The 22,056-nt window shown below is 36.2% G+C and carries 20 protein-coding genes; 10 read left to right on the top strand and 10 right to left on the bottom strand.

Features of this window, described 5'->3' with window-relative positions:
- The first annotated feature begins 49 nt into the window (after positions 1-49).
- The 4 genes from IEW94_RS03995 (at position 50) to IEW94_RS03980 (ending at position 3,080) form a co-directional block, all read left to right on the top strand.
- Positions 50-433 (top strand): acyl-CoA thioesterase, encoded by a 384-nt coding sequence (locus tag IEW94_RS03995; RefSeq protein WP_188650269.1) that lies wholly within the window; start codon positions 50-52, stop codon positions 431-433.
- Between the two features lie 51 nt (positions 434-484).
- Positions 485-2,047, top strand: coding sequence for a hypothetical protein (locus IEW94_RS03990; protein ID WP_188650267.1), 1,563 nt, complete (start codon positions 485-487; stop codon positions 2,045-2,047).
- A gap of 171 nt (positions 2,048-2,218) precedes the next feature.
- Entirely contained in the window at positions 2,219-2,911 is a 693-nt protein-coding gene (locus IEW94_RS03985; protein WP_188650266.1) for a hypothetical protein, read from the top strand.
- Between the two features lies 1 nt (position 2,912).
- Positions 2,913-3,080 carry a hypothetical protein gene (locus tag IEW94_RS03980; RefSeq protein WP_188650264.1) on the top strand — a complete coding sequence of 56 codons (168 nt, stop codon included), beginning with the start codon at positions 2,913-2,915 and terminating at the stop codon, positions 3,078-3,080.
- A gap of 274 nt (positions 3,081-3,354) precedes the next feature.
- Here IEW94_RS03980 and glyA read toward each other — a convergent pair whose 3' ends face one another.
- Positions 3,355-4,626, bottom strand: a complete 1,272-nt coding sequence (glyA, locus tag IEW94_RS03975; protein WP_188650262.1) for a serine hydroxymethyltransferase — start codon at positions 4,624-4,626, stop codon at positions 3,355-3,357.
- Between the two features lie 203 nt (positions 4,627-4,829).
- Here glyA and fahA point away from each other — a divergent pair, with 203 nt between their 5' ends.
- Both fahA and IEW94_RS03965 read left to right on the top strand, forming a co-directional pair.
- Positions 4,830-6,113 (top strand): fumarylacetoacetase, encoded by a 1,284-nt coding sequence (gene fahA / locus IEW94_RS03970; protein WP_188650260.1) that lies wholly within the window; start codon positions 4,830-4,832, stop codon positions 6,111-6,113.
- 106 nt (positions 6,114-6,219) lie between these two features.
- Positions 6,220-7,395, top strand: coding sequence for a hypothetical protein (locus IEW94_RS03965; protein ID WP_188650258.1), 1,176 nt, complete (start codon positions 6,220-6,222; stop codon positions 7,393-7,395).
- Between the two features lie 57 nt (positions 7,396-7,452).
- On the opposite strand, the gene IEW94_RS03960 is transcribed toward IEW94_RS03965, so the two are convergent.
- Together IEW94_RS03960 and ytxJ are read right to left on the bottom strand one after the other, a co-directional pair.
- Complete coding sequence (locus IEW94_RS03960; RefSeq protein WP_188650256.1) at positions 7,453-8,082, bottom strand: metal-dependent hydrolase; 630 nt, start codon at positions 8,080-8,082, stop codon at positions 7,453-7,455.
- A 107-nt stretch (positions 8,083-8,189) separates the two neighbouring features.
- Entirely contained in the window at positions 8,190-8,579 is a 390-nt protein-coding gene (gene ytxJ, locus IEW94_RS03955) for a bacillithiol system redox-active protein YtxJ (RefSeq protein ID WP_188650254.1), read from the bottom strand.
- Positions 8,580-8,735: 156 nt separating this feature from the next.
- Here ytxJ and clpB point away from each other — a divergent pair, with 156 nt between their 5' ends.
- The 4 genes from clpB to deoD all read left to right on the top strand — a co-directional run bounded on the left by clpB (position 8,736) and on the right by deoD (position 13,825).
- A complete protein-coding gene (gene clpB, locus IEW94_RS03950) occupies positions 8,736-11,345 on the top strand; it encodes an ATP-dependent chaperone ClpB (RefSeq protein ID WP_188650252.1) in 2,610 nt (869 codons plus the stop codon).
- A 306-nt stretch (positions 11,346-11,651) separates the two neighbouring features.
- The gene (gene deoC / locus IEW94_RS03945; RefSeq protein ID WP_188650250.1) at positions 11,652-12,314 is read left to right on the top strand and encodes a deoxyribose-phosphate aldolase; all 663 of its coding nucleotides are present in this window, start codon (positions 11,652-11,654) and stop codon (positions 12,312-12,314) included.
- Between the two features lie 127 nt (positions 12,315-12,441).
- Complete coding sequence (deoC, locus tag IEW94_RS03940) at positions 12,442-13,107, top strand: deoxyribose-phosphate aldolase (RefSeq protein WP_188650248.1); 666 nt, start codon at positions 12,442-12,444, stop codon at positions 13,105-13,107.
- A gap of 19 nt (positions 13,108-13,126) precedes the next feature.
- Positions 13,127-13,825: a purine-nucleoside phosphorylase gene (gene deoD / locus IEW94_RS03935; RefSeq protein ID WP_188650246.1), complete on the top strand. Its 699-nt coding sequence runs from the start codon at positions 13,127-13,129 to the stop codon at positions 13,823-13,825.
- Here the strand turns inward: deoD and IEW94_RS03930 are convergent.
- The 7 genes from IEW94_RS03930 to ade all read right to left on the bottom strand — a co-directional run bounded on the left by IEW94_RS03930 (position 13,822) and on the right by ade (position 22,037).
- Complete coding sequence (locus IEW94_RS03930; protein ID WP_188650244.1) at positions 13,822-14,667, bottom strand: 5-oxoprolinase subunit C family protein; 846 nt, start codon at positions 14,665-14,667, stop codon at positions 13,822-13,824. The genes deoD and IEW94_RS03930 overlap by 4 nt on opposite strands.
- Positions 14,660-15,391, bottom strand: a complete 732-nt coding sequence (gene pxpB, locus IEW94_RS03925) for a 5-oxoprolinase subunit PxpB (RefSeq protein ID WP_188650242.1) — start codon at positions 15,389-15,391, stop codon at positions 14,660-14,662. The genes IEW94_RS03930 and pxpB overlap by 8 nt, the downstream gene beginning before the upstream one ends.
- Positions 15,392-15,394: 3 nt before the next feature.
- On the bottom strand, positions 15,395-16,135 hold the full coding sequence (pxpA, locus tag IEW94_RS03920; RefSeq protein WP_188650240.1) for a 5-oxoprolinase subunit PxpA: 741 nt from the start codon (positions 16,133-16,135) through the stop codon (positions 15,395-15,397).
- Positions 16,135-17,367: an Nramp family divalent metal transporter gene (locus tag IEW94_RS03915; protein WP_188650238.1), complete on the bottom strand. Its 1,233-nt coding sequence runs from the start codon at positions 17,365-17,367 to the stop codon at positions 16,135-16,137. Before IEW94_RS03915 ends, pxpA begins: the two co-directional genes overlap by 1 nt.
- Before the next feature lie 497 nt (positions 17,368-17,864).
- Positions 17,865-19,403, bottom strand: a complete 1,539-nt coding sequence (locus IEW94_RS03910) for a YifB family Mg chelatase-like AAA ATPase (RefSeq protein WP_188650236.1) — start codon at positions 19,401-19,403, stop codon at positions 17,865-17,867.
- A 50-nt stretch (positions 19,404-19,453) separates the two neighbouring features.
- Complete coding sequence (locus tag IEW94_RS03905) at positions 19,454-20,413, bottom strand: YheT family hydrolase (protein ID WP_188650234.1); 960 nt, start codon at positions 20,411-20,413, stop codon at positions 19,454-19,456.
- Positions 20,414-20,417: 4 nt separating this feature from the next.
- Positions 20,418-22,037, bottom strand: coding sequence for an adenine deaminase (gene ade / locus IEW94_RS03900; protein WP_188650232.1), 1,620 nt, complete (start codon positions 22,035-22,037; stop codon positions 20,418-20,420).
- Positions 22,038-22,056: the final 19 nt, after the last annotated feature.

The following is a 22,056-nucleotide window of genomic DNA, read 5'->3' as shown; positions in this document are numbered from 1 at the left end:
TTCGGATATTAAATAAAATAGGCCTATTTTTGCATAAACCCTTGAATACATGTATGCATTTGAAAATTTTATAACGGTCACTCCTGAAGATTTGGATGAACTAAACCATGTTAATAATGTCAGGTATGTACAATGGGTGCAGGATGTGGCCAAACAACATTGGCAAAACGATGCTTCCAAAGCTGTTTTAGAAAACTATTTTTGGGTGATGCTAAACCATTACATTGAATATAAAAATCCTGCCGTATTGGGAGATACCCTCAAACTCAAAACCTATATTTCCGATTACAAAGCAGCTACTTGCACACGCGTTGTGGAAATAAGTCATAATGACCTATTGGTAGCCAAGTCCCAAACCACTTGGTGCCTTATGAGTGCACAAACGAAACGACCTGCCAGAATTACCAAAGAGATAACCGATTTATTTGCATGATTACCATAGAAAAAACAATCAATATTAAAAGCTAACATTTATATTTGTTGCATGAAGCGAATCTTTTATTACATTCTTATATTTTCAATTGTATTGCTTTGGAGCTCCTGCAGAAAGGATTTTCAATTTTCGCCAAGTACAGGCAGTTTGGAATTTTCAAAAGATACCGTGTATTTGGATACGGTTTTTACCAATATTGGTTCCAGTACCTATAACTTAAAGGTTTATAACAGAAGTAATGAAGATATTGTCATTCCAACTGTCAAGTTGGGTTTAGGAGAAACATCGGCTTACCGTTTGAATATTGATGGCGTTTCAGGAAAAACCTTTGGCAACGTACAAATTTTGGCAAAGGACAGTTTATATATTTTTGTGGAAACAACGGTTGATATCAATAATTTTACAAATTCCAATACCTTTTTATACACTGACCAAATTGAGTTTGACTCCAATAGCAACCTTCAAAAGGTAGAGCTGGTTACACTTGTTAACGATGCGGTTTTTATCTATCCAAACAGAGATAACGAGACCAAGGTTATTGAAACCTTAACGCTAAACATTGGTGGCGAAGCAGTGGAAACCGATTTACAAGGGCGCGAACTACAGCCCGATGAATTGACTTTTACCAATGAAAAACCCTACGTGATTTATGGTTTTGCAGCCGTGCCAAGCGGAGAAACATTAACCATTGATCCTGGTGCACGCATCCATTTTCACAATAATTCCGGGTTATTGGTTTCAGAAGGCGCTTCCATTCATATCAATGGTAATTACAGCACAGATCAAGATGCTTTGGAAAATGAAGTCATTTTAGAAGGTGACCGTTTAGAACCTGATTTCTCTGATGTTCCCGGACAATGGAGCGCTATCTGGTTGCTGGATGGTAGCCTAAATAACACCATCAATTACACCACCATAAAAAATGCTACGGTAGGTTTATTATGTGATGGTAATCCCAATGAATCCAACAGCAAACTTCATATCACCAATTCGCAAATATTCAACTCCAGTGCCTTTGGTATTTTGGGAAGAAACACATCCATTACTGGAGAAAATGTGGTGATTAACAATTCTGGGCAATCCTCATTTGCCGGAACATTAGGTGGTGCCTACAATTTTACACATTGCACATTGGCCAATTATTGGAACAATGGTTTTAGGCAATTCCCTTCAGTTCTATTGAACAATTTTGTTGTTGACCAGGATAATAATGCTATTTTGGCCGACTTAACCGAAGCTAATTTCAACAACTGCATCATTTACGGTAATGATAACCCTGAGATTTTATTGGATGAAATTGAGGATGCTTCCGTAAGTTTTAATTTTAAGTTCACCAATTGCTTAATACGGTTTGAAGACAGCAATAACAATTTTACGGGCGCTAACTATGATCTGAATGACACTGCCCATTACGAAGGTAATCTCTTTAACCAAGATCCTGATTTTCTGGATACTAGTTTAAACCAATTGATTATTGGTGAGGCCTCAGCTGCCAACGGTCAAGGAAATTCAATCTATGCCAACCAAGTACCCTTTGATATTTTAAATGTTGACCGAACCGCTTCACCAGATTTAGGGGCTTACCAACATATTACGTTTCCAGAAAACAATTAACATCACTTCGAGTGGATTTGTGAAACTATAGTGAACAAATTTGTATCGAGAAGTGGTCATATAAAAATACTTACAACTGCGTATGGGTTTTTTAAACTTAAAACCCTAACTTCGTTTACTTTTGCTGAACTTGTTTCAGTAATGGCTGATATAAACAATTAAAACTAACTTATGAAAAACATTGTTTTACTTTTGATTTTTACAATCATATTTTCTTCTTGTCAAGAGAATAAAAAGAAAACTGATGTTACTGACGATTTTGAGAAATCTTATAAAGAACAAAAAGATTCTGAATCATTGCCAGATTATACTGAACACTTTGACTCGACAAATAATTTATATTCCAATTACAAATATAAAGTAGCATTCGATGCACCAAATCATTGGTCTTCTGACACAGGAGTTTCAGAACACACAATTTTTAGGACTTTTCAGCAAGATTCAGCTATTTCATTTGCTATTAATGTTATCGAATTAAAAATGGACGAAAACGAAAAAGCACCAGACATTTGGGAAATGTATCAAATTCAAAAAGTAAAAATGGATTACACATATAAGGTTTTAATCCCAAAACAATTCAACTCTAAAGTTGAAGATTTTCGAGCAAGTAAAACATATATAAAGAATAAAACTACATTGAAAAGACAATTTAAATATTTAGTACGTGAATTAGACTTAGAGTATTATAATACTTCAATAGTTTATCAAACTTTAATTGATAATCTATCATATACATTTAGTCTTGATGTTCCGACTATGTTTTATGATCAAAATCCAAGTTTTTATGATAATCTAATAAGAAATGTTTCATTTCTTTATGGTAAAGATAATGTGAATAACTACTTGAATAAAAAAGAAAATTAATATGGACAATAGACAACTTGCAAACGAAATCAACTCGTTAAAAGAAACAATAGAATCTCTAATTATTGAAATTCAATATTTGCGAAATGACTTGGAAACAACAAGTAAAGAAAATGAAGGATTGAAATTCAGAATGTCTGAATTGGAATCAGCACTTGACCGAAATTAATAACTGTTGCTAACATCAGTTATAGATTAATTGCTTCTGGCTTTTTCTCAAAATACCACACACAAAACCGTCAAACGAAACTCCTTTTGCGTTAGGGATTGAAGCCAGTTACCATGTAACGCGTAAAGCCCGACCTAATTTTGAAAAAATTAGGTAACGCCCAAAAACAAAAAACCCTGCTTTGAACAGGATTTTTTTTATCAACCTAAACTGGTTTCAGGTTCTAATTATATGTTTTGTGTGATGCTGAAATAAATTCAGTATGACCATAAGTTTATACAAACAACGGTTTGCCTTTCATCATGGCATTTACTTTGGTTTTTACAGCATCTAAAACCGCTTCATCTTCAAAATTCATGATTACCTCATCAATCAAGTCCACAATACCGGCCATATCAGCTTCTTTTAGTCCTCTGGTAGTGATTGCTGCCGTTCCCACACGGATACCGGAGGTTACAAACGGCGATTTATCATCAAACGGCACCATATTTTTGTTCACGGTAATATCGGCTTTTACCAAGGCTTGCTCAGCATCTTTACCAGATACGTTTTTATTGCGCAAATCAATTAACATCATGTGGTTGTCGGTTCCACCAGAAATGATATGATAGCCTTTACCCACGAATGCTTGTGCCATGGCATCGGCATTTTTCTTGACTTGTAAAATGTAATGCAAAAAGTCATCGGTCAACGCTTCACCAAAGGCAATAGCTTTGGCAGCGATAATATGCTCTAATGGGCCACCTTGGTTTCCTGGAAAAACCGCTGAGTCCAGCAATGCAGACATCTTTTTAAGACTGCCATTTTTTAAGGTCTGTCCAAAGGGATTATCAAAATCCTTGCCCATCATAATCATACCGCCACGAGGTCCGCGTAAGGTTTTGTGTGTGGTCGTGGTCACAATATGGCAATGTGGTAGCGGGTCATTTAAAATGCCTTTGGCAATCAATCCAGCTGGATGTGATATATCGGCCAATAAAATGGCTCCAACGCTATCAGCAATTTCCCTGAATCTTTTAAAGTCAATATCCCTTGAATAAGCCGAAGCGCCCGCAATAATCAACTTGGGCTGCTCCTTGGTAGCTATCTCCTGAATTTTATCATAATTCAACACACCTGTCTCCTGCTCTACGCCATAAAACACCGGATTGTACAACTTACCTGAAAAGTTAACCGGAGAACCATGGGTTAAATGCCCACCGTGCGATAAGTCAAATCCCAATATTTTATCACCTGGTGTTAAACACGCATGGTAAACAGCAGTGTTAGCTTGACTTCCAGAGTGTGGTTGTACGTTAACATATTCGGCCCCAAACAAGGTTTTTGCTCTATCAATAGCAATTTGCTCTACTTCATCAACCACTTCGCAACCGCCATAATATCGTTTTCCTGGATAGCCTTCTGCATATTTGTTGGTCAGTACAGAGCCTGCAGCTTCCATAACCTGGTTGCTAACAAAATTCTCTGATGCAATCAGTTCAATACCATGTAGTTGTCTTTCTTTTTCTGCTTGAATGAGTTCAAAAATTTGTTCGTCGCGTTGCATATTTTTATAAAATCAAGTTAAATATTCGGCAAAAATAGCAAATAGATTAGTTAAATACATCAAAAAACATATATTTACCCTGAAGTTTTTAACTGTTTTATCAACGGTTGAAAGAAACCTAATTTTTACCTGTTTTATTCCATTAAAATAAAAAAAATGTGTAGGTTTGAATAGAATTCAATAAAACGATAAACAAATAATTTATGCCCATATTTGCTAACAATCCAGATAGAAAATCGTGGTTGCACGTTGATAAACATTCTGATTTCCCCATTCAGAACATTCCCTTTGGTGTGTTTTTAACGCGTGATGACATTATCACCATCGGAACCCGTATTGGTGATACGGCCATTGATCTTGGGGCATTGCACCAATTAGGCTATTTTGATGGCATTCCATTGACTGATGATATTTTCCTGCAGGACACTTTAAACGATTTTATTGCGGATGGCAGAAAAACATGGCGGGCCGTAAGGAATAGGATTGCCCATATTTTTGATTCAGAAAACACTTCTCTAAAAGACAATAAAAAGCATAAGGAAATCGTCCTGTTCAGACTGGATGAAATAGAAATGCAATTGCCTGTTCAGATTGGAGACTATACCGATTTTTACTCAAGTATTGAACACGCCACCAATGTAGGCACTATGTTTAGGGATCCAGATAATGCATTGTTACCAAACTGGTTGCATATTCCGGTTGGTTACCACGGCAGGAGTTCTTCTATTATACCTTCTGGAATACCAGTACACAGACCACAAGGTCAAACCTTTTCTGAAGGTGCTAAGGAACCTGTATTTGGGCCTTCAAAAGCTGTAGATTTTGAATTGGAAATGGCCTTTATCACAACCGATGCCAATGATTTAGGGGAACCCATTCCCGTAGATGAAGCCGAAGAATATATTTTTGGATTGGTATTGTTCAATGATTGGAGTGCGCGTGACATTCAAAAATGGGAATATGTGCCTTTAGGGCCTTTTCTATCAAAGAATTTTGCATCCTCCATCTCTCCATGGATTGTGACCTTGGATGCACTGGAACCCTATCGTGTGGAAAGTCCTAAACCCATCAAACCACAATTGCCTTACTTGCAGTACAAAGGCAAAAAGAGTTTTGACATCCATTTAGAAGTGGCTATACAACCACAAGGAGCTAAAGAAACCGTGGTCACAAAATCAAATTTTAAATACATGTATTGGAACATGTCCCAACAGCTGGCGCACCATACCGTAAATGGTTGTCCGGTGAATTCGGGCGATATGATGGGCAGTGGCACCATCTCCGGTCCTACACCAGACTCGTACGGCTCTATGCTGGAACTGACCTGGCGTGGCGAGAAACCACTTAAAATGAAAGATGGTACAGAACGCAAGTTCATCAACGACAATGATACTGTAATTATGCGAGGCCATTGTGAGAAAGATGGTACCAGAATAGGCTTTGGTGAAGTTTCTACCAAATTATTGCCTGTTTTTAAGAAGAAATAAATAATTTTGCATTGATATCAAAAACCCTCAAAGATTTAATTTGAGGGTTTTTTTATATTTTGGCACCAAAATTGGATTTACAAACAAAACCCCTAAATGCAAGCTTATGAAACGAGCGCTACTCATTACAATACTATTGACTACCCTGTTATCGTGCAGTACCAGAAAGCAGGTTGAAAAATCCATTAATTCCGGAAATTATGATAAGGCCATTTCGGATGCCTTAGATAAACTGGAAACGAATAAAAGCAAGAAAAGCAAGGAAGATTACATTGTCATGTTAAAAGACGCTTACCTAAAAGCAGTAGACAGAGATTTAAATTCCATAAAATTTCTTGAAAAAGACAACAATCCTGAACACTATCAAGATATTTTTGAAACCTTTAGAGCATTGAACAACAGGCAAGAAGCCATCAAACCATTGATGCCCTTACAAGTTAATGGCAAGACTATTAATTTTAAATTCAATGACTATAGTGATGCCTTAATAACTTACAGAAATAAAACCTCAGATTACTTATATGAAAAAGGACTTGCTCTTTTAGATTCTGAATCAAAAGCTGACATCAGACAAGCCTATGATATCTACAGTTACATTGAATCCATCAATCCTAACTACGAAAAAACAAGGGAATTTATGGATGAAGCGCATGCCAGAGGCACCAATTATGTGATGGTTGATATAGAAAACCAAACCAATCAAATCATTCCAAGACGATTGGAGGATGATTTACTGAACTTTGACACTTATGGTTTAAACCAATTCTGGACCGTATATCATGCCAATCCTGATGCCAATATTCATTATGATTACGCCATGAAACTACAGTTAAAACGCATCAACATTTCTCCTGAGCAAATCAAGGAAAAGCAAATAGTACGCGAGCGAAACATAGTGGATGGCTGGGAATACAAACTGGGCAGAAAAGGTAATGTGATGAAAGATAGTCTTGGAAATGACATCAAAATAGACAAAATAGTAAATGTAAAGGCTCGCTATTCAGAATTTACACAGGTAAAATCCACTGAAATTCTAGGCGATGTGGTTTATGTGGACCTAAAAACCAATCAATTGGTAGATACGTTTCCCATTAGTAGTGGGTATACGTTTCAAAACATTTTTGCAGCCTACAAAGGCGATAAACGAGCCTTGACCAAGGATGATATCAATTTGCTGAACAACCGAAGAATCCCGTTTCCATCCAATGAGCAAATGGTATATGATACCGGTGAGGATTTAAAAGCAAAGCTTAAAAACATTATTCGAAAATTTAGAACATAAACAAAAAACCTCCCAAAATATTTTGGGAGGTTTTTTTAGGCAGGTATTTAATGTTCTTTACTTCTTCTCTATCCACCAAGCCCAAAGCACAAAAAGCCACATCAAATTGGCAGACCATGCTACTGCGTTTATGGATGGCGGCGGTGGCCCAAAGACATTTAGGAAATGAACGATCAAAAACACCATAACCAAAGACCAAAAAGCAATCTTTCGTTTTGTACCAACAGTTTTAATGTATAAATAAATACCTAAAAGGAACAATCCTGTTTCAAGAACAATTTCAATAATTGGTATATTCCACAATCCCAGTCCAACTTTCAAGTCGCTAAACGGAGACAGCGGTAAATCTGCGCGGTGTACTATAAAATCCAGAACCCAATGGCTTAATACCAACATTCCAAGCAAAATAGATCCTTTCTTGTTTTTGGTGAACCCAAAATAAACAAGCGCAAATAAAATTCCCCAAACAATAGCCATCATCAGACTATGGGAATAGGGATAATCTGTAAAATTAAGCGGCGTTAAAACGGTATTACCAACATCAATTTTAAAGGTTTCAAGTCCTGTTAAAACAAAAATTGGCCACAATAAATCTAAAAATTGAGCCGCTACAAACATGATTGCCAATGATGGCAACTTGTCAATTTTTTTGGCTCCAAAAGCAAGTCCATAATGTCCGATAAACATATTAGATGAATTTTAAATTATAAAAACGAAGTTAATTGTTTTTAATAATTTTATCAACTTTAAAAAAAAGCAAATCGCATACATTCAAGTAATTTTTTGAAATCAAATTAAAGGAATGTCTTTAAATCCAAATCATTAATGGCTCCATGAGATGCGTGGGCTACCACATTTTTATTAGCCAAAATAATAAGTTGGGGTGATTCGTGCTGCACGTTAAAAGTATTTTGAATTTCATTGGAAATATCCCTGTAAGACAATAAGTCAAGATAATATAAATCCAATGCATCGTCAGATAAATTAAAATCGTTTTCAAATTGTTTTTTGACCATTCTGCTAATCCCACAACGGGTGGAATGTTTAAAAATCACTTGTGGCTTGATTAATGATTTTTTTGTAATCTCATCCAATTGCCTTACGCTTGTCAATGCCTTCCAAGGCAACTCCCTTTGCTCTTGTGCTTCAGATGAACTGTTAAATAACTTGTCAAATAATCCCATAAATTGTAACTTTTTTCTCTTAGGTCGTAATCCTTTTCAAATCTTACAAACTGACGAAAAGTCGCGCCAATAGTGATTTTAGCTGACTTTTTGTCTTATAAATTGCAATGGTAAGGTTGTTGACTTTATTAAAATGTAAAGAAAACAATAAATACTATGAACTTAAATAATTATACAATAAAATCGCAAGAAGCCATCCAGCAAGCGCAACAAATTGCTCAAGGTTTCTCACATCAACAAATAGAAAACGAGCACATTTTTAAAGCGCTCTTTGATGTTGATGAGAATGTGCTTCCATTCATTTTAAAAAAATTGAATGTAAACGTCATCATCTTGCAACAAACACTTGACAAACAATTGGAAAGTTTGCCAAAAGTATCCGGTGGTGATATCATGTTGTCTCGTGAAGCAGGAAAAACGCTTAATGAAGCATCCATTGTTGCAAAAAAAATGAAAGACGATTTTGTATCGGTTGAGCATTTAATTCTGGCCATATTCAAATCAAACAGTAAAATAGCCCAAATGCTCAAAGATCAAGGTGTTACCGAAAAAACCTTGCAAGCTGCCATTGATGAATTGCGTAAAGGTGAAAACGTAACCTCCCAAAGCCAAGAGGAAACGTACAACGCCCTTAATAAATATGCCAAAAACCTCAACCAACTTGCCAAAGACGGTAAACTGGACCCTGTTATTGGTCGTGATGAGGAAATAAGACGTATTCTTCAAATCTTATCCCGCAGAACCAAAAACAACCCCATTTTAGTGGGTGAACCCGGTACTGGTAAAACAGCCATAGCCGAAGGATTGGCGCACAGAATTGTAGATGGTGATGTTCCAGAAAACTTAAAGGATAAGCAAATTTTCGCCTTAGATATGGGTGCTTTAATAGCTGGTGCTAAATACAAAGGTGAATTTGAGGAACGTTTAAAAGCTGTCATTAAAGAAGTTACCACCAGCGAAGGTGATATTGTACTGTTTATTGATGAAATCCACACTCTTGTTGGTGCAGGTGGTGGTCAAGGCGCTATGGATGCCGCCAATATTTTAAAACCAGCACTTGCCAGAGGCGAGTTACGAGCCATTGGCGCGACCACGTTGGATGAATATCAAAAGTATTTTGAAAAAGATAAAGCGCTTGAACGTCGTTTCCAAAAAGTAATGGTTTATGAGCCTGATACCGAAAGTGCCATTTCCATACTACGAGGAATTAAGGAAAAATATGAAACACATCACAAAGTCCGTATAAAAGATGAGGCCATTATTGGTGCCGTAGAATTATCACAACGCTACATAACCAATAGATTCCTTCCAGATAAGGCTATTGACTTAATGGATGAGGCCGCTTCAAAATTGCGTATGGAAATCAATTCCAAACCAGAAGAACTGGATGTCTTGGACAGAAAAATTATGCAGTTGGAAATTGAAATAGAAGCCATTAAACGTGAAAAAGACGAGACAAAACTTAAAGCATTACGTTCAGATTTAGCTAATATCAAGGAAGAACGCAACGACATTTATGCCAAATGGAAAAGTGAAAAAGAAGTGGTTGACAATATCCAAAACACAAAACAAGATATTGAAAACTATAAATTGGAAGCTGAACGTGCTGAACGAGATGGCGATTACGGTAAAGTAGCCGAATTACGCTATGGCAAAATAAAAGAAGCCCAAGAACAATTGGAAAAATTGCAAAAAGAATTGCAAGAAAACCAATCAGGCAATTCGCTTATCAAAGAGGAAGTCACTTATGATGATATTGCCGAAGTAGTTGCCAAGTGGACCGGTATTCCTGTGGTTAAGATGCTGCAAAGCGAACGTGAAAAATTACTGAAATTGGAAGATGAACTCCACAAACGGGTCATTGGCCAAGAGGAAGCCATTGTAGCTGTGAGTGATGCCGTAAGACGTAGCAGAGCAGGGTTGCAAAATCCGCAAAAACCAATAGGAACCTTTCTGTTTTTAGGAACCACAGGTGTGGGTAAAACGGAGTTAGCCAAAGCCTTAGCCGAATATTTGTTTGATGACGAAAACGCCATGACCAGAATTGACATGAGTGAATATCAAGAACGTCATGCCGTGAGCAGATTGGTTGGTGCACCTCCAGGATATATTGGCTATGAAGAAGGCGGACAATTAACAGAAGCCGTTAGGAGAAAACCATATTCAGTAATTCTTTTGGATGAAATTGAAAAAGCACATCCCGATACCTTTAACATACTCTTGCAAGTCCTTGACGAAGGACGCTTGACAGACAATAAAGGTCGTGTGGCAGATTTTAAAAACTGTATTATCATCATGACATCTAATTTAGGAAGCCAAATGATCCAAGAGCGATTTGAATCCACCAAAGATATCGATTCAGCCATTGAAGCTGCTAAAATTGATGTTCTAGGTCTTTTAAAGAAAACCATAAGACCTGAGTTTTTAAATAGAATTGATGATACTATCATGTTCACCCCTTTAACACAAGGCAATATTATTGATATCGTTGGCTTGCAAATAAAAGGAATTACAAAAATGATTGCCAAACAAGGAATTACTTTTGATGCCACTCCAGAAGCAATAGCTTATTTAGCCAAAAAGGGATATAATCCGGAATACGGTGCCAGACCCGTTAAACGAGTGATACAAAAAGAAGTTTTAAATCAATTGAGTAAAGAAATTTTAGCTGGAACGATTAATACAGACAGCGTCATTTTATTGGACGCTTTTGATGATAAATTGGTCTTTAGAAATCAAGTCGACTTAATTTCAAATGAAGTTTAACAAACTATTCGACAAACTGTAACAATCACAAAAAATAACAGTCTTATATTTGGTTGGTTAGTTAAAAGCAATGTAAATCAGTTATTTAACAGAATAACAATGATGAGCATTGCTTTTTTTGTTAATTTTTATCTAAAATATTTCTGGCTAAACAATAAAAATTACTTTTTTCCATTATCTATTATAAATTAATTTATTAAATTTGATTCGTCGATTAAATCATCCATTTCATCGATGAATTAATCGTCATTTCCCTCTCAAATCTATTATTTATTAACAAATTAACCCTATAAACGACCTACTTAAATGGATATTTACTCTTTTTTAGACTTAACACTTTTAGATGCATCTGCTACGGAGCGTGATATTGTTTCACTTTGCAATGAAGCGCTTACCAACAATTACAAATCTGTTTGCATAAACAGTTGTTATGTATTGTTAGCAAATCAATTATTGCGTAAAACACCTGTTAAAATATGCTCTGTTGTTGGGTTTCCGCTTGGAGCCATGTCAACAGCAGCTAAAGTGTTTGAGGCTAAAAAAGCTATTGAAGATGGTGCTGATGAGATTGAAATGGTGATTAATATTGGGCTTTTAAAAAGCAGAAACTACATGGCGCTTTTAAAGGATATTATTGATGTAAAATTAGCTATTGGCAAAAAGCCTTTAAAAGTGATTATAGAAATCAACAAATTATCCAAAAATGAGGTCATTAAGGCCTGTGAAATTTGCCTTGATGCCAAAGCCGATTATATTAAAACATGCACAGGAATAGGCACCAAAGGAAGCACTCTGACTTCTGTAAAGATTATTAAAAAAACCATCAAAGACCAAGCTAAAATAGCAGCTTCTGGTAATATCAACGATATTGAAACGGCCAAAAAATACATAGAACTAGGTGTTGAAAGTATAGGCACAAATCCTGAAATAAAAAAATCAAAAGCAAAAATAGTATCAAAGGTCTATTAAAAAGCCCGTTGCACAATTCGTTATAAAAACCAATAAAATTTAATGCTTTTAATAAGAATGGATTCATTCTTATTAAAAGCATTGTTGTATCTTTATATGATGTTTTATTTTAATTTTTTTCTTTATAATGACTATCAACACGTATATTGACCACACCCTTTTAAAACCCACCGCAACAGAACAAGATATCATCAAACTATGTGAAGAAGCCATCGCTTATGAGTTCTTCTCCGTATGTGTAAATAGCTGTTATGTTCCCTTAGCTTATCAACAATTAAAACACTCAAAAATTAAAGTCTGTAGTGTTATAGGGTTTCCGTTAGGAGCCATGTCCACACTTGCAAAAGTATCTGAAACCCAAACGGCGCTTCAAGAAGGTGCTGACGAAATTGATATGGTTATGAATGTTGGCTTTCTGAAAAGCCAGGATTTTGATAAGGTCAAAAACGACATTGAATCAGTGAAAAAAATAATGCCCCATAATACTCTGAAAGTCATTTTGGAAACCTGCTATCTTGAAGACCACGAAATCATAAAAGCCAGCGAACTTGCCATAGAGGCCGGAGCTGATTTTATTAAAACATCAACAGGATTTGGGTCCAGAGGCGCCAATATTCATGACATTGAATTAATGAAAAATGCCACCAAAGGCACTCCTGTTAAAATTAAAGCCTCAGGTGGCATTAGAGATACGCAGACCGCTTTAGAATACATAAACCTTGGCGTTGAGCGCTTAGGAACCTCTTCAGGAATTGCCATACTTAATGGCGAAACATCTAATTCTAATTATTAATTACCAAACCACAAAAAACATGAGTGTACATATAGAAGCCAAAAAGGGAGAGATTGCTGAAACCGTTTTATTACCAGGTGATCCTTTAAGAGCAAAATGGATAGCTGAAACTTTTTTTGAAAACCCTATTTGTTTCAACAAAATACGAGGCATGCTAGGATTCACGGGGACTTACAAAGGCAAACCTATTTCCGTTATGGGAACCGGCATGGGTGTCCCTAGCATTTCCATCTATGCACATGAGCTCATTACTGAATACGGAGTTAAAAATTTAATTCGGGTAGGCAGTGCTGGCTCTTACCAAACCGAAATAAAGATCAGGGATATTGTACTGGCTATGGCTGCTTCATCCAATTCTGGTATCAATGAATTGCGTTTTGGCGGTGCTGATTTTGCTCCTACAGCCAGTTTTGAGTTGTTTCAAAAAGCAGTTGAAACGGCTAAAACCAAAAATATCAAAATAAAAGCTGGTAATATTTTCACTTCGGATGAGTTTTATGCAGACGATTTTGAATCCTATAAAAAATGGTCAAAATTTGGTGTACTGTGCGTGGAAATGGAAACAGCAGGATTGTACACCATTGCTGCCAAACACAATGTGAACGCCCTCTCCATTTTAACAATTTCAGATTCCTTGGTGACTGGAGAACGAACAACAAGTGCTGAACGTGAAACAACATTTAAGGGCATGATTGAAATTGCCTTGGAATTGGCCTAATCTATCAATTGAAACCTGATTGGATTTCCAGAAAACTTTTGTGCCAATACATCCAAAGCAGATTCTTTTAACTGTAATACTCTAGGATAGCCACCTGTGGTTTGGCAATCTTTCATCAACACGATAAGCTTTCCAGCAGGTGTTAATTGTACGGTTCCTGGAAGCACCAATGAGGTAATAATGGGTTTTAGTGTATTGTCTAGTGTTTCCACCAATTGGTATGCCATTCTGCTATTGTACTTTGAAATAGCGAACTCTTTTGAAAACAACACTTTTTTTTGCTGTTTTGAAAGGTGATGGAATTCAGGTCCTTCAAACACTTCTACTATATTAGTATTCAAATACGAATCGTCAATTTTTAAAGAAGCATTTTTGATTTTAAAAGCCACACTTTCTGAAATTGGCAATCTATCATTTTTATCAAGCTTATGCTTAGTTGTAATGCCTTTATACATACTAAAACTATTCATGACGGTTTCAGTTTTAAAACCTTCAGAAACTGCTAAATAACACCTAAATCCGTGACGCAATTTTCCAAAAGACAATACATCTCCAGTCTTTACCGCAATAGCTGTGTTGTTAAGTATTGATTGACTATTCAAAGTTGGACTCATATCTGCTCCTGATAAACAGATGTTGGTGTTGCAGTGAAATTTAAGAACGGGACCGGTCATGGTAATTTCCATAACCGAAGCATGTAAATCATTTCCTAGTAAGCTATTGGCCAATGCAGCAGCATACATATCCATGACTCCCGAATACGGCACACCGTAATGTTGAAATCCTGCACGGCCTAAATCCTGAATGGTATCATAAAATCCCGCTTTTACAACCTCAACCATCAATCACCTCGCTTTCCATTTGATAAACACCAGCCTCTACTAATATTTTAACATGATTATATTCTTCTAAAGTAATGGGGTTAAAAATAATCTGGTCACCAGGATTTGCAAAACAAGGCTCTTCTTTTGTCACGTCAAAAAAAGAAATAGGAGTGTTCCCTATAACGTTCCATCCGCCGGGACTTTCGTTAGGGTAAACACCTGTTTGTTGCCCGCCAATTGCAACAGTACCTTTTTCAATGGTTAACCTTGGTGTTTGTTTTCTGTCAACATGCAAGCGCTCATCAAGTCCTCCCAAATACAAAAAGCCTGGTAAAAACCCAATAAAATAAACGGTGTAAACAGCTTGTGAATGAATCTTGATTATGTCCTTTTTGGACAACTTTTTTTCTTCTGAAATGGCATCTAAATCTATTCCAAAACAATCGTCATAACACACCGGGATTTTCCATAAAACTGACATCCTGTCATTATTTTTTTTGGATAATTCATATATGTTTTTTAATATTTTTACCTCATTTTCAAAATTCCTACAAATTGAATTATAAGTTATTAATAACGAGTTATATGCTGATTTTATTTCAACAATTGATTTAACATTTTTTTCTTTAATAGCTGTTTTAAAACCAATAATATCTTTTAATATTTGCTCATTAATTACAGATGGCCATTCCACCAAAATTGACCGTTCTCCAAAAGGTTTATATGTAAGTTCAAAACCCATGAATTAGTATATTTGGATATGGTTGTCTTCCAGCCTTTTTTTTAGTTTTTTAATCAAATCAACTGCTTTGGGATTATCACCGTGAACACAAAATGTGTCTGCTTTTAAATCTATTTCCAAGCCATTAACTGTTTTAACTTTTTGGGATGTTATAATTCTGTAAACATGCTCAAACATAACTTCGGAATCTGTTATTAGTGCATGACTGTTCTGCCTGGAAACCAAGGTGCCATCATCATTATAATTTCTATCGGCAAACGCCTCATACAAAATAGGGATATTATTTTCAATTGCTATTTTTTCTATAACAGATCCATATGGGACGTACAACGAAATAGACCTTGCATAACTTTTCATGACCTCAACTATCACAGTAGCTATATTACTATCAATGGCGGCCATATTATAGAGTGCGCCATGAGGTTTTACATGATGCAAACCAACCTGTTCTTCAGTTAAAACCTTCATTAAACCATCAATCTGATGCTTGAGGGATGTATACAACGCCGCATAACTTATATCCATAGGTTGTCGTCCAAAATTATCTTTGTCAGGAAACGATGGATGCGCCCCTATTTTAATCCGATGTGTTTTAGCCATTTTAACAACTGTTCGCATGGTATCTAAATCACCAGCATGACCGCCACAAGCAATATTGCAGGATGAGATATATGGCATCAGTTGGGATTCATTGTTGATACCCTCGCCCACATCGGCATTGATGTCAATTCTTATGGGTTGCATTAAAAGATGTTTAAATTAAAAACTTTATTAAGTGTGGCCAAAGACAACAAAACACTTATACCTAAAATAATAAATGCAAGCAAATTTTGCTTTATGGAATTTTTATAAATCCCAAAAATGGATTCCTGATTCATAACCCAAATCAAAAACCCTGCAATTACAGGTAATAAAATACCATTGGCTACTTGGGCAAATTTTATGATATCAATAGGTTTGATTCCTAGCGATGAAAACAAAATACCTAAAAACAAGATAAACATCCATACACTTCTGAATTTTTTTGATTTCATATCTGATTTCCACCCCAAACAACCGCTAGCTACATAAGCCGCTGCCAAAGGTGCTGTAATGGCACTGGTAATTCCAGCTGCGAATAAGCCAATTGACAGAAAATATTTTGCAAAACTCCCAAACAAGGGCTCTAACCCTTTTGCAAGATCAATTGCATTACTGATATCTTTGGCTTGTATTGAAGCCGAGGAAACTATAATACACATTGAAACCAATCCTCCTAAAACAATAGCTGTAACCGCATCTTTTCTGGCAAATCTTAAATCACTTTCATCATACCATTTTTCTTTTACAAGTGAAGCGTGTAAAAATAAATTGTATGGAACAACCGTAGTGCCTATAAGACCAATAACGCTCAATAAACTGTCTTTTGGGAATTTTGGAATAAACATCCCTTTTAAAATAGCAAAAATATCTGGTTTGGTAATAACGGCAGTAACCAAAAATGAAAAACTCATTAGTATAACCATGGACACCAAGACCTTTTCGAGAATTTTATAATTACCAATATACAACAATAAGAAAGCTAAAAATCCGATGCAAATACTTAACATGTGAATTGAAAAGCCTCCAAAAATGATTTGCGGATTTCCAACCAAAGTCTCCAAACCCAAAACACCACCGGTAATATTACCAGCTTCATAAGCTGCATTGCCCAAAACTATGGCAGAAAAAATCAATATTATGGCTAGTATCTTAAAAACCGGATTCTTTATTTCAGTTTTTATAAGCTCTGCCAGACCTTTTTGGGATATGATACCCAATCTGGCTGACATTTCCTGCAAAACAACCGTAGCTATAATGGATAAGGTCATGGCCCAAAGCAATGAATAACCAAAATTAACGCCTGCCAGCGTGCAAACAGTCACAGTACCTGGACCAATAAAAGCGGCGGCAACCAATGTCCCTGGCCCTATGTTTTTAAACCAGTTTTTTATCATATTCAAAGATTATATATCTCATTTACTATACTTAAAAGGGATTTAGTTCTTAAAATGACCTTAACTTCCCATAACTTAATAGTTTCCAATTTTTAAAAGTTATTAACAGTTTACTATTAAAAAAAAATAATCAAAAACTTATATTGTTGTTATTTTAGTTTAATGAATTTATATAAAATTATGTTTTAGGTTTTATGTGATTTTGTTAATTTTTTATTTAATTAAATTCTAAAAAAAAATTATTAACATTTTGATTTACAGTTACTTAAAAATAATATGAAAATTATTTTCTACATTTGAAAAAACATTAATAATGGGCAGTAAAAAAATTAATCTTAAGATATCAATTTTATCTGATATTACATTTAAAAGTAAAATATCTGATAATCCTAAAAATCTAACTTATCTAGAAATAATAATTCTATTGTTAAACATTTACTTTCTTTTTTTCTAATAATAAAATTAAAAAGAGATTTTTAAATAGCAGAAATGACAATTTATCCCAACCACCCGTCTCTATCCAAACTTCTGTATTGAATGGCTTCACTAATATGTGAACCATTCACGTCTTCAACACCTTCTAAATCAGCAATTGTTCTGGCTACTTTTAAAATCCTGTCGTAGGCTCTGGCAGACAGGTTTAGACGTTCCATGGCTGTTTTTAACAATTGCTTAGAGGCTTCATCCAACACACAATACTTACGGATTTGCTTACTACTCATTTGAGCATTATAATGTACGGTATCGGATTCTGCAAAACGCTTGGTTTGTATGGCACGTGCTTTGGTAACCCGTTTGCGTATTTCAACAGAGCTTTCACCTTTCCTGTCATCCGATAATTTCTCAAACGGCACAGGCGTGACTTCTATATGAATATCGATTCTGTCCAACAACGGCCCGGAAATCTTGCTTAAATAGCGTTGCATCTCCGCAGGACTTGACGTCACAGGTGCATCAGGGTCATTAAAATAACCACCCGGACTAGGGTTCATACTAGCCACCAACATAAACGACGATGGATAGGTTACCGTGAATTTAGCTCTTGAAATGGTCACTTCCCTGTCTTCTAAAGGCTGACGTAACACCTCCAAAACACTGCGCTTAAATTCGGGCAATTCATCCAAAAATAAAACTCCATTATGTGATAAGGATATTTCGCCTGGTTGCGGAAACGCTCCGCCTCCTACCAAGGCTACATCGCTAATTGTGTGATGTGGACTCCTAAACGGACGTTGCGCCATCAAACCCGTATGTTCTTTAACGCGTCCAACTACCGAATGGATTTTCGTGGTTTCCAACGCCTCATGAAGCGTCATGGGCGGCAAAATACTGGGTAGGCGTTTGGCCAACATGGTTTTTCCTGCACCTGGTGGCCCTATTAAGATAATATTATGCCCTCCGGCTGCTGCGATTTCCATACAACGTTTAATACCTTCTTGTCCTTTTACATCCGCAAAATCATGTTCAGGAAACTCTAGTTTTTTATAAAATTCCTCTCTGGTATTGATAATAGTCTGCTCAAGCGCTTCGCCTTTATCAAAATAATCAATAACCTGTTTGATGTTATCCACACCATATACTTCCAGATTATCAACAATGGCAGCTTCCTTAGCATTTTGACTAGGTAGAATAAACTTTTTAAATCCTTCCTCTCTCGCTTTAACAGCAATGGGCAACGCCCCTTTTATGGGTTGCAAACTACCGTCCAAAGACAATTCGCCCATGATGATGTATTCGTCCAGATTATCAGATTGTATTTGATTTGAGGCCGCTAAAACACCAACCGCCAAAGTCAAATCGTAAGCACTGCCCTCCTTTCTTAAATCGGCCGGTGCCATATTGATGGTAATCTTTTTTCCTGGAATTTTATAACCGTTGTTTTGCAGAGCCGCAGCAATGCGGTAATTACTTTCCTTAATGGCATTATCTGGCAATCCGACTAAATGATATCCTATTCCGGAATCAACATTCACCTCAACGGTAATGGTAGTAGCCTCCACACCAAAAACAGCGCTTCCAAATACTTTTTTAAGCATACAGTTTCTTTAGAATTTAAAAATAAGAAAAGTATGATAAAATCAAGAAATTAAAGTTGACTAATAAAGTTTAAGGCTCTGTGTTCGTTATAATACACGTTACTTTTATCAGCAAAACCAACATGTCCGCCGTATTTTGGCATTTCCAAAAACACATTTGGGTTTTGTTTGGCTTCCTTAACCGGATAACAGTCATGTGACAAAAACGAATCGTTTAGTGCATTGATGATAAGCGTTGGGATTTTTATCTGAGGTAAAAACTGCAAACAACTACATTGCTTGTAATAATCTGAGCCACTTTTAAAACCGTGGGCTTTTGCCGTATAGACATTATCAAAATCATACAAGGTTTTTATGGAGTTAAGAGTTTCAAAACTTAATCTGTCCGGAAATCGTTGCTGCTTGGTTTTTAATCTATCAACCAAATGTTTTTTAAATCTATCGTGATACAATCTATTCTCAAAAGTGTGTAATTTACCAGCGGAACCTTGCAAGGAACATGGTACAGAAACAGCAACGACCGCTTTGATTTGTTCAGGAACACGGTCACGTTCCCCTAAATATTTCAACACCATGTTGCCGCCAAGGCTAACGCCTTTTATAAAAACATCATTATATGTTTCTTTATTGATTACGTGATTGATCACTACTTCTAAATCTTCTGTAGCACCTGAATGATAGGATCTGTATTTTAGATTATCCATTCCGCTACAACCTCTAAAATTCACACAAACAGCATCAATTTGATTGTTGTTGAACAGTTTGGCTGTGCCTGTCATATACGGTCGTTGGGCATTACCCTCTAAACCGTGAAGCAAAATGATGACTTTATTGGTTTTTTCTTCTGAAAAACTCCAATCCAAATCCAGAAAATCACCGTCTGGCAAGGTAATGCGTTCGCGTTCTTGAAGTACATCCTTTACTTGCCTAACCAACCCCGAGTAAATGGTTGATATGTGTCCGTTCCTAAATAAAAATGGTGCTTTATAATAACTCTCTAAAACAGGCATATAACTACACTTCTAAAGTAGTAAACTGAAATGTTGTACCATCAAACAGTCCTTTATCACTTAATTTCAATGACGGAATGACCAATAACGCCATAAACGACAAGGTCATATAAGGGGCATGCAAATTGCTACCCAATTGCTTGGCCATTGTATCTAATTCGGCGTACTGTTTTCCAACGGTTTCTCCATCTTGGTCACTTATAATACCTGCAACGGGAAGTGGCAACACTTTTTCTTCTGAATTGGATATAGCACAAATACCGCCTTTGTTTTCTATAATGAGGTTGACAGCCTTACAAATAGCTTCATCACTCACACCAACGGCAATGATATTATGCGAATCGTGCCCAACCGACGAAGCAATAGCACCTTCTTTTAATCCAAAATTCTTGATAAAGGCTATGGCTGGTTTTTGGTTTTGGTAGCGATTAACAACGGTCATTTTTAATACATCATTTTCAACACTTGAAATGATATTTCCGTTTTCCATCAAAGCGTCTTCAATTAACTCATTGGTCACCAATTGGCCTTCGAGTGCTTCAATAACTCGTATTTTTTTTGTTGAAGATTCAAATCTGAAATCTGAAACCGTCTTTTTATTGGCATTAAAATTATTTAAACGTTCAAATTCCACCGGTTTAATTAATGTTTGACCGTTATTAAAAACCAAGTCCCCATTAATATAGGTTTGAAGCGTTTTAAAATCCACTAAATCCTCAACGACTATGCAATCGGCGACATCGCCTTCATTCAGCAAACCAACTTTCAGGTTATAATGTTTCACAGGATTGATACATGCCGCTTGCAAAACCTTAAAAACATCGATGCCCTTGGCAACCGCTCTGGCACATAATGTATTGATATGACCCAACAACAGATCATCTGGATGTTTATCATCACTACAAAACATCATATTTTCAAAATGTTCGGGCAACAAATCAATTAAAGCCTCAAAATTTTTGGCAGCACTCCCCTCTCTAATCAAAACCTTCATGCCTTTTTGGAGTTTTTCCAAGCCTTCTTCAAACGTAAAACATTCATGGTCTGTTGAAATACCAGCGTTTATGTATTTGGTTAAATCGTCTCCCCGTAATCCCGGAGCATGGCCATCAACGGTTTTTTTATAGTGTTTGGCCCAAGCTATTTTTTTCAAGACCTCTTTATCATCAAACAAAACGCCGGGATAATTCATCATTTCGGTCAGATAGGTAATATCTGGGTTTTGAAGTAATTTTTGAATGTCCTTGGAATCAATTACAGCGCCCGCCGATTCAAAACTGGTCGCCGGCACACAGGATGGCGCTCCAAAATTAAACTTAAAAGGTGCTTTCTTGCCGTTTTCAATCATAAATTCAACACCCTCCACACCCAATACATTGGCTATTTCATGTGGATCAGACACCGTAGCAACTGTTCCGTGCCTAACAGCCAAACGGGCGAACTCACTGGGAACCAACATAGAACTTTCTATATGGATATGGGCATCAATAAAACCAGGTAAAATATAGTTATTTACATTATGCTTTTTTTCAATAATAGATGTGATTTTACCATGTTCAATAGCGACTTCGCCTTTGAAAATGCGTTTATTTAATATGTCAACTATTTGGCCTTGTAATATCATCCTCTCTGTCTTTCAGACA

Origin of the sequence: Yeosuana aromativorans (assembly GCF_014646655.1) — a bacterium.
GTDB classification, from domain to species: Bacteria; Bacteroidota; Bacteroidia; order Flavobacteriales; family Flavobacteriaceae; genus Yeosuana; species Yeosuana aromativorans.
The sequence above is the reverse complement of the archived record's forward strand: the minus strand, read 5'-3'. Positions and strand labels throughout refer to the sequence as shown.

What these genes read in the sequence shown, in the direction of transcription:
- IEW94_RS03995 (WP_188650269.1), top strand. Translation starts at nt 50, where the DNA reads ATGTATGCATTTGAAAATTTTATAACGGTCACTCCTGAAGATTTGGAT.
- IEW94_RS03990 (WP_188650267.1), top strand. Translation starts at nt 485, where the DNA reads ATGAAGCGAATCTTTTATTACATTCTTATATTTTCAATTGTATTGCTT.
- IEW94_RS03985 (WP_188650266.1), top strand. Translation starts at nt 2,219, where the DNA reads ATGAAAAACATTGTTTTACTTTTGATTTTTACAATCATATTTTCTTCT.
- IEW94_RS03980 (WP_188650264.1), top strand. Translation starts at nt 2,913, where the DNA reads ATGGACAATAGACAACTTGCAAACGAAATCAACTCGTTAAAAGAAACA.
- glyA (WP_188650262.1), bottom strand. Translation starts at nt 4,626, where the DNA reads ATGCAACGCGACGAACAAATTTTTGAACTCATTCAAGCAGAAAAAGAA.
- fahA (WP_188650260.1), top strand. Translation starts at nt 4,830, where the DNA reads ATGCCCATATTTGCTAACAATCCAGATAGAAAATCGTGGTTGCACGTT.
- IEW94_RS03965 (WP_188650258.1), top strand. Translation starts at nt 6,220, where the DNA reads ATGAAACGAGCGCTACTCATTACAATACTATTGACTACCCTGTTATCG.
- IEW94_RS03960 (WP_188650256.1), bottom strand. Translation starts at nt 8,082, where the DNA reads ATGTTTATCGGACATTATGGACTTGCTTTTGGAGCCAAAAAAATTGAC.
- ytxJ (WP_188650254.1), bottom strand. Translation starts at nt 8,579, where the DNA reads ATGGGATTATTTGACAAGTTATTTAACAGTTCATCTGAAGCACAAGAG.
- clpB (WP_188650252.1), top strand. Translation starts at nt 8,736, where the DNA reads ATGAACTTAAATAATTATACAATAAAATCGCAAGAAGCCATCCAGCAA.
- deoC (WP_188650250.1), top strand. Translation starts at nt 11,652, where the DNA reads ATGGATATTTACTCTTTTTTAGACTTAACACTTTTAGATGCATCTGCT.
- deoC (WP_188650248.1), top strand. Translation starts at nt 12,442, where the DNA reads ATGACTATCAACACGTATATTGACCACACCCTTTTAAAACCCACCGCA.
- deoD (WP_188650246.1), top strand. Translation starts at nt 13,127, where the DNA reads ATGAGTGTACATATAGAAGCCAAAAAGGGAGAGATTGCTGAAACCGTT.
- IEW94_RS03930 (WP_188650244.1), bottom strand. Translation starts at nt 14,667, where the DNA reads ATGGTTGAGGTTGTAAAAGCGGGATTTTATGATACCATTCAGGATTTA.
- pxpB (WP_188650242.1), bottom strand. Translation starts at nt 15,391, where the DNA reads ATGGGTTTTGAACTTACATATAAACCTTTTGGAGAACGGTCAATTTTG.
- pxpA (WP_188650240.1), bottom strand. Translation starts at nt 16,135, where the DNA reads ATGCAACCCATAAGAATTGACATCAATGCCGATGTGGGCGAGGGTATC.
- IEW94_RS03915 (WP_188650238.1), bottom strand. Translation starts at nt 17,367, where the DNA reads ATGATAAAAAACTGGTTTAAAAACATAGGGCCAGGGACATTGGTTGCC.
- IEW94_RS03910 (WP_188650236.1), bottom strand. Translation starts at nt 19,403, where the DNA reads ATGCTTAAAAAAGTATTTGGAAGCGCTGTTTTTGGTGTGGAGGCTACT.
- IEW94_RS03905 (WP_188650234.1), bottom strand. Translation starts at nt 20,413, where the DNA reads ATGCCTGTTTTAGAGAGTTATTATAAAGCACCATTTTTATTTAGGAAC.
- ade (WP_188650232.1), bottom strand. Translation starts at nt 22,037, where the DNA reads ATGATATTACAAGGCCAAATAGTTGACATATTAAATAAACGCATTTTC.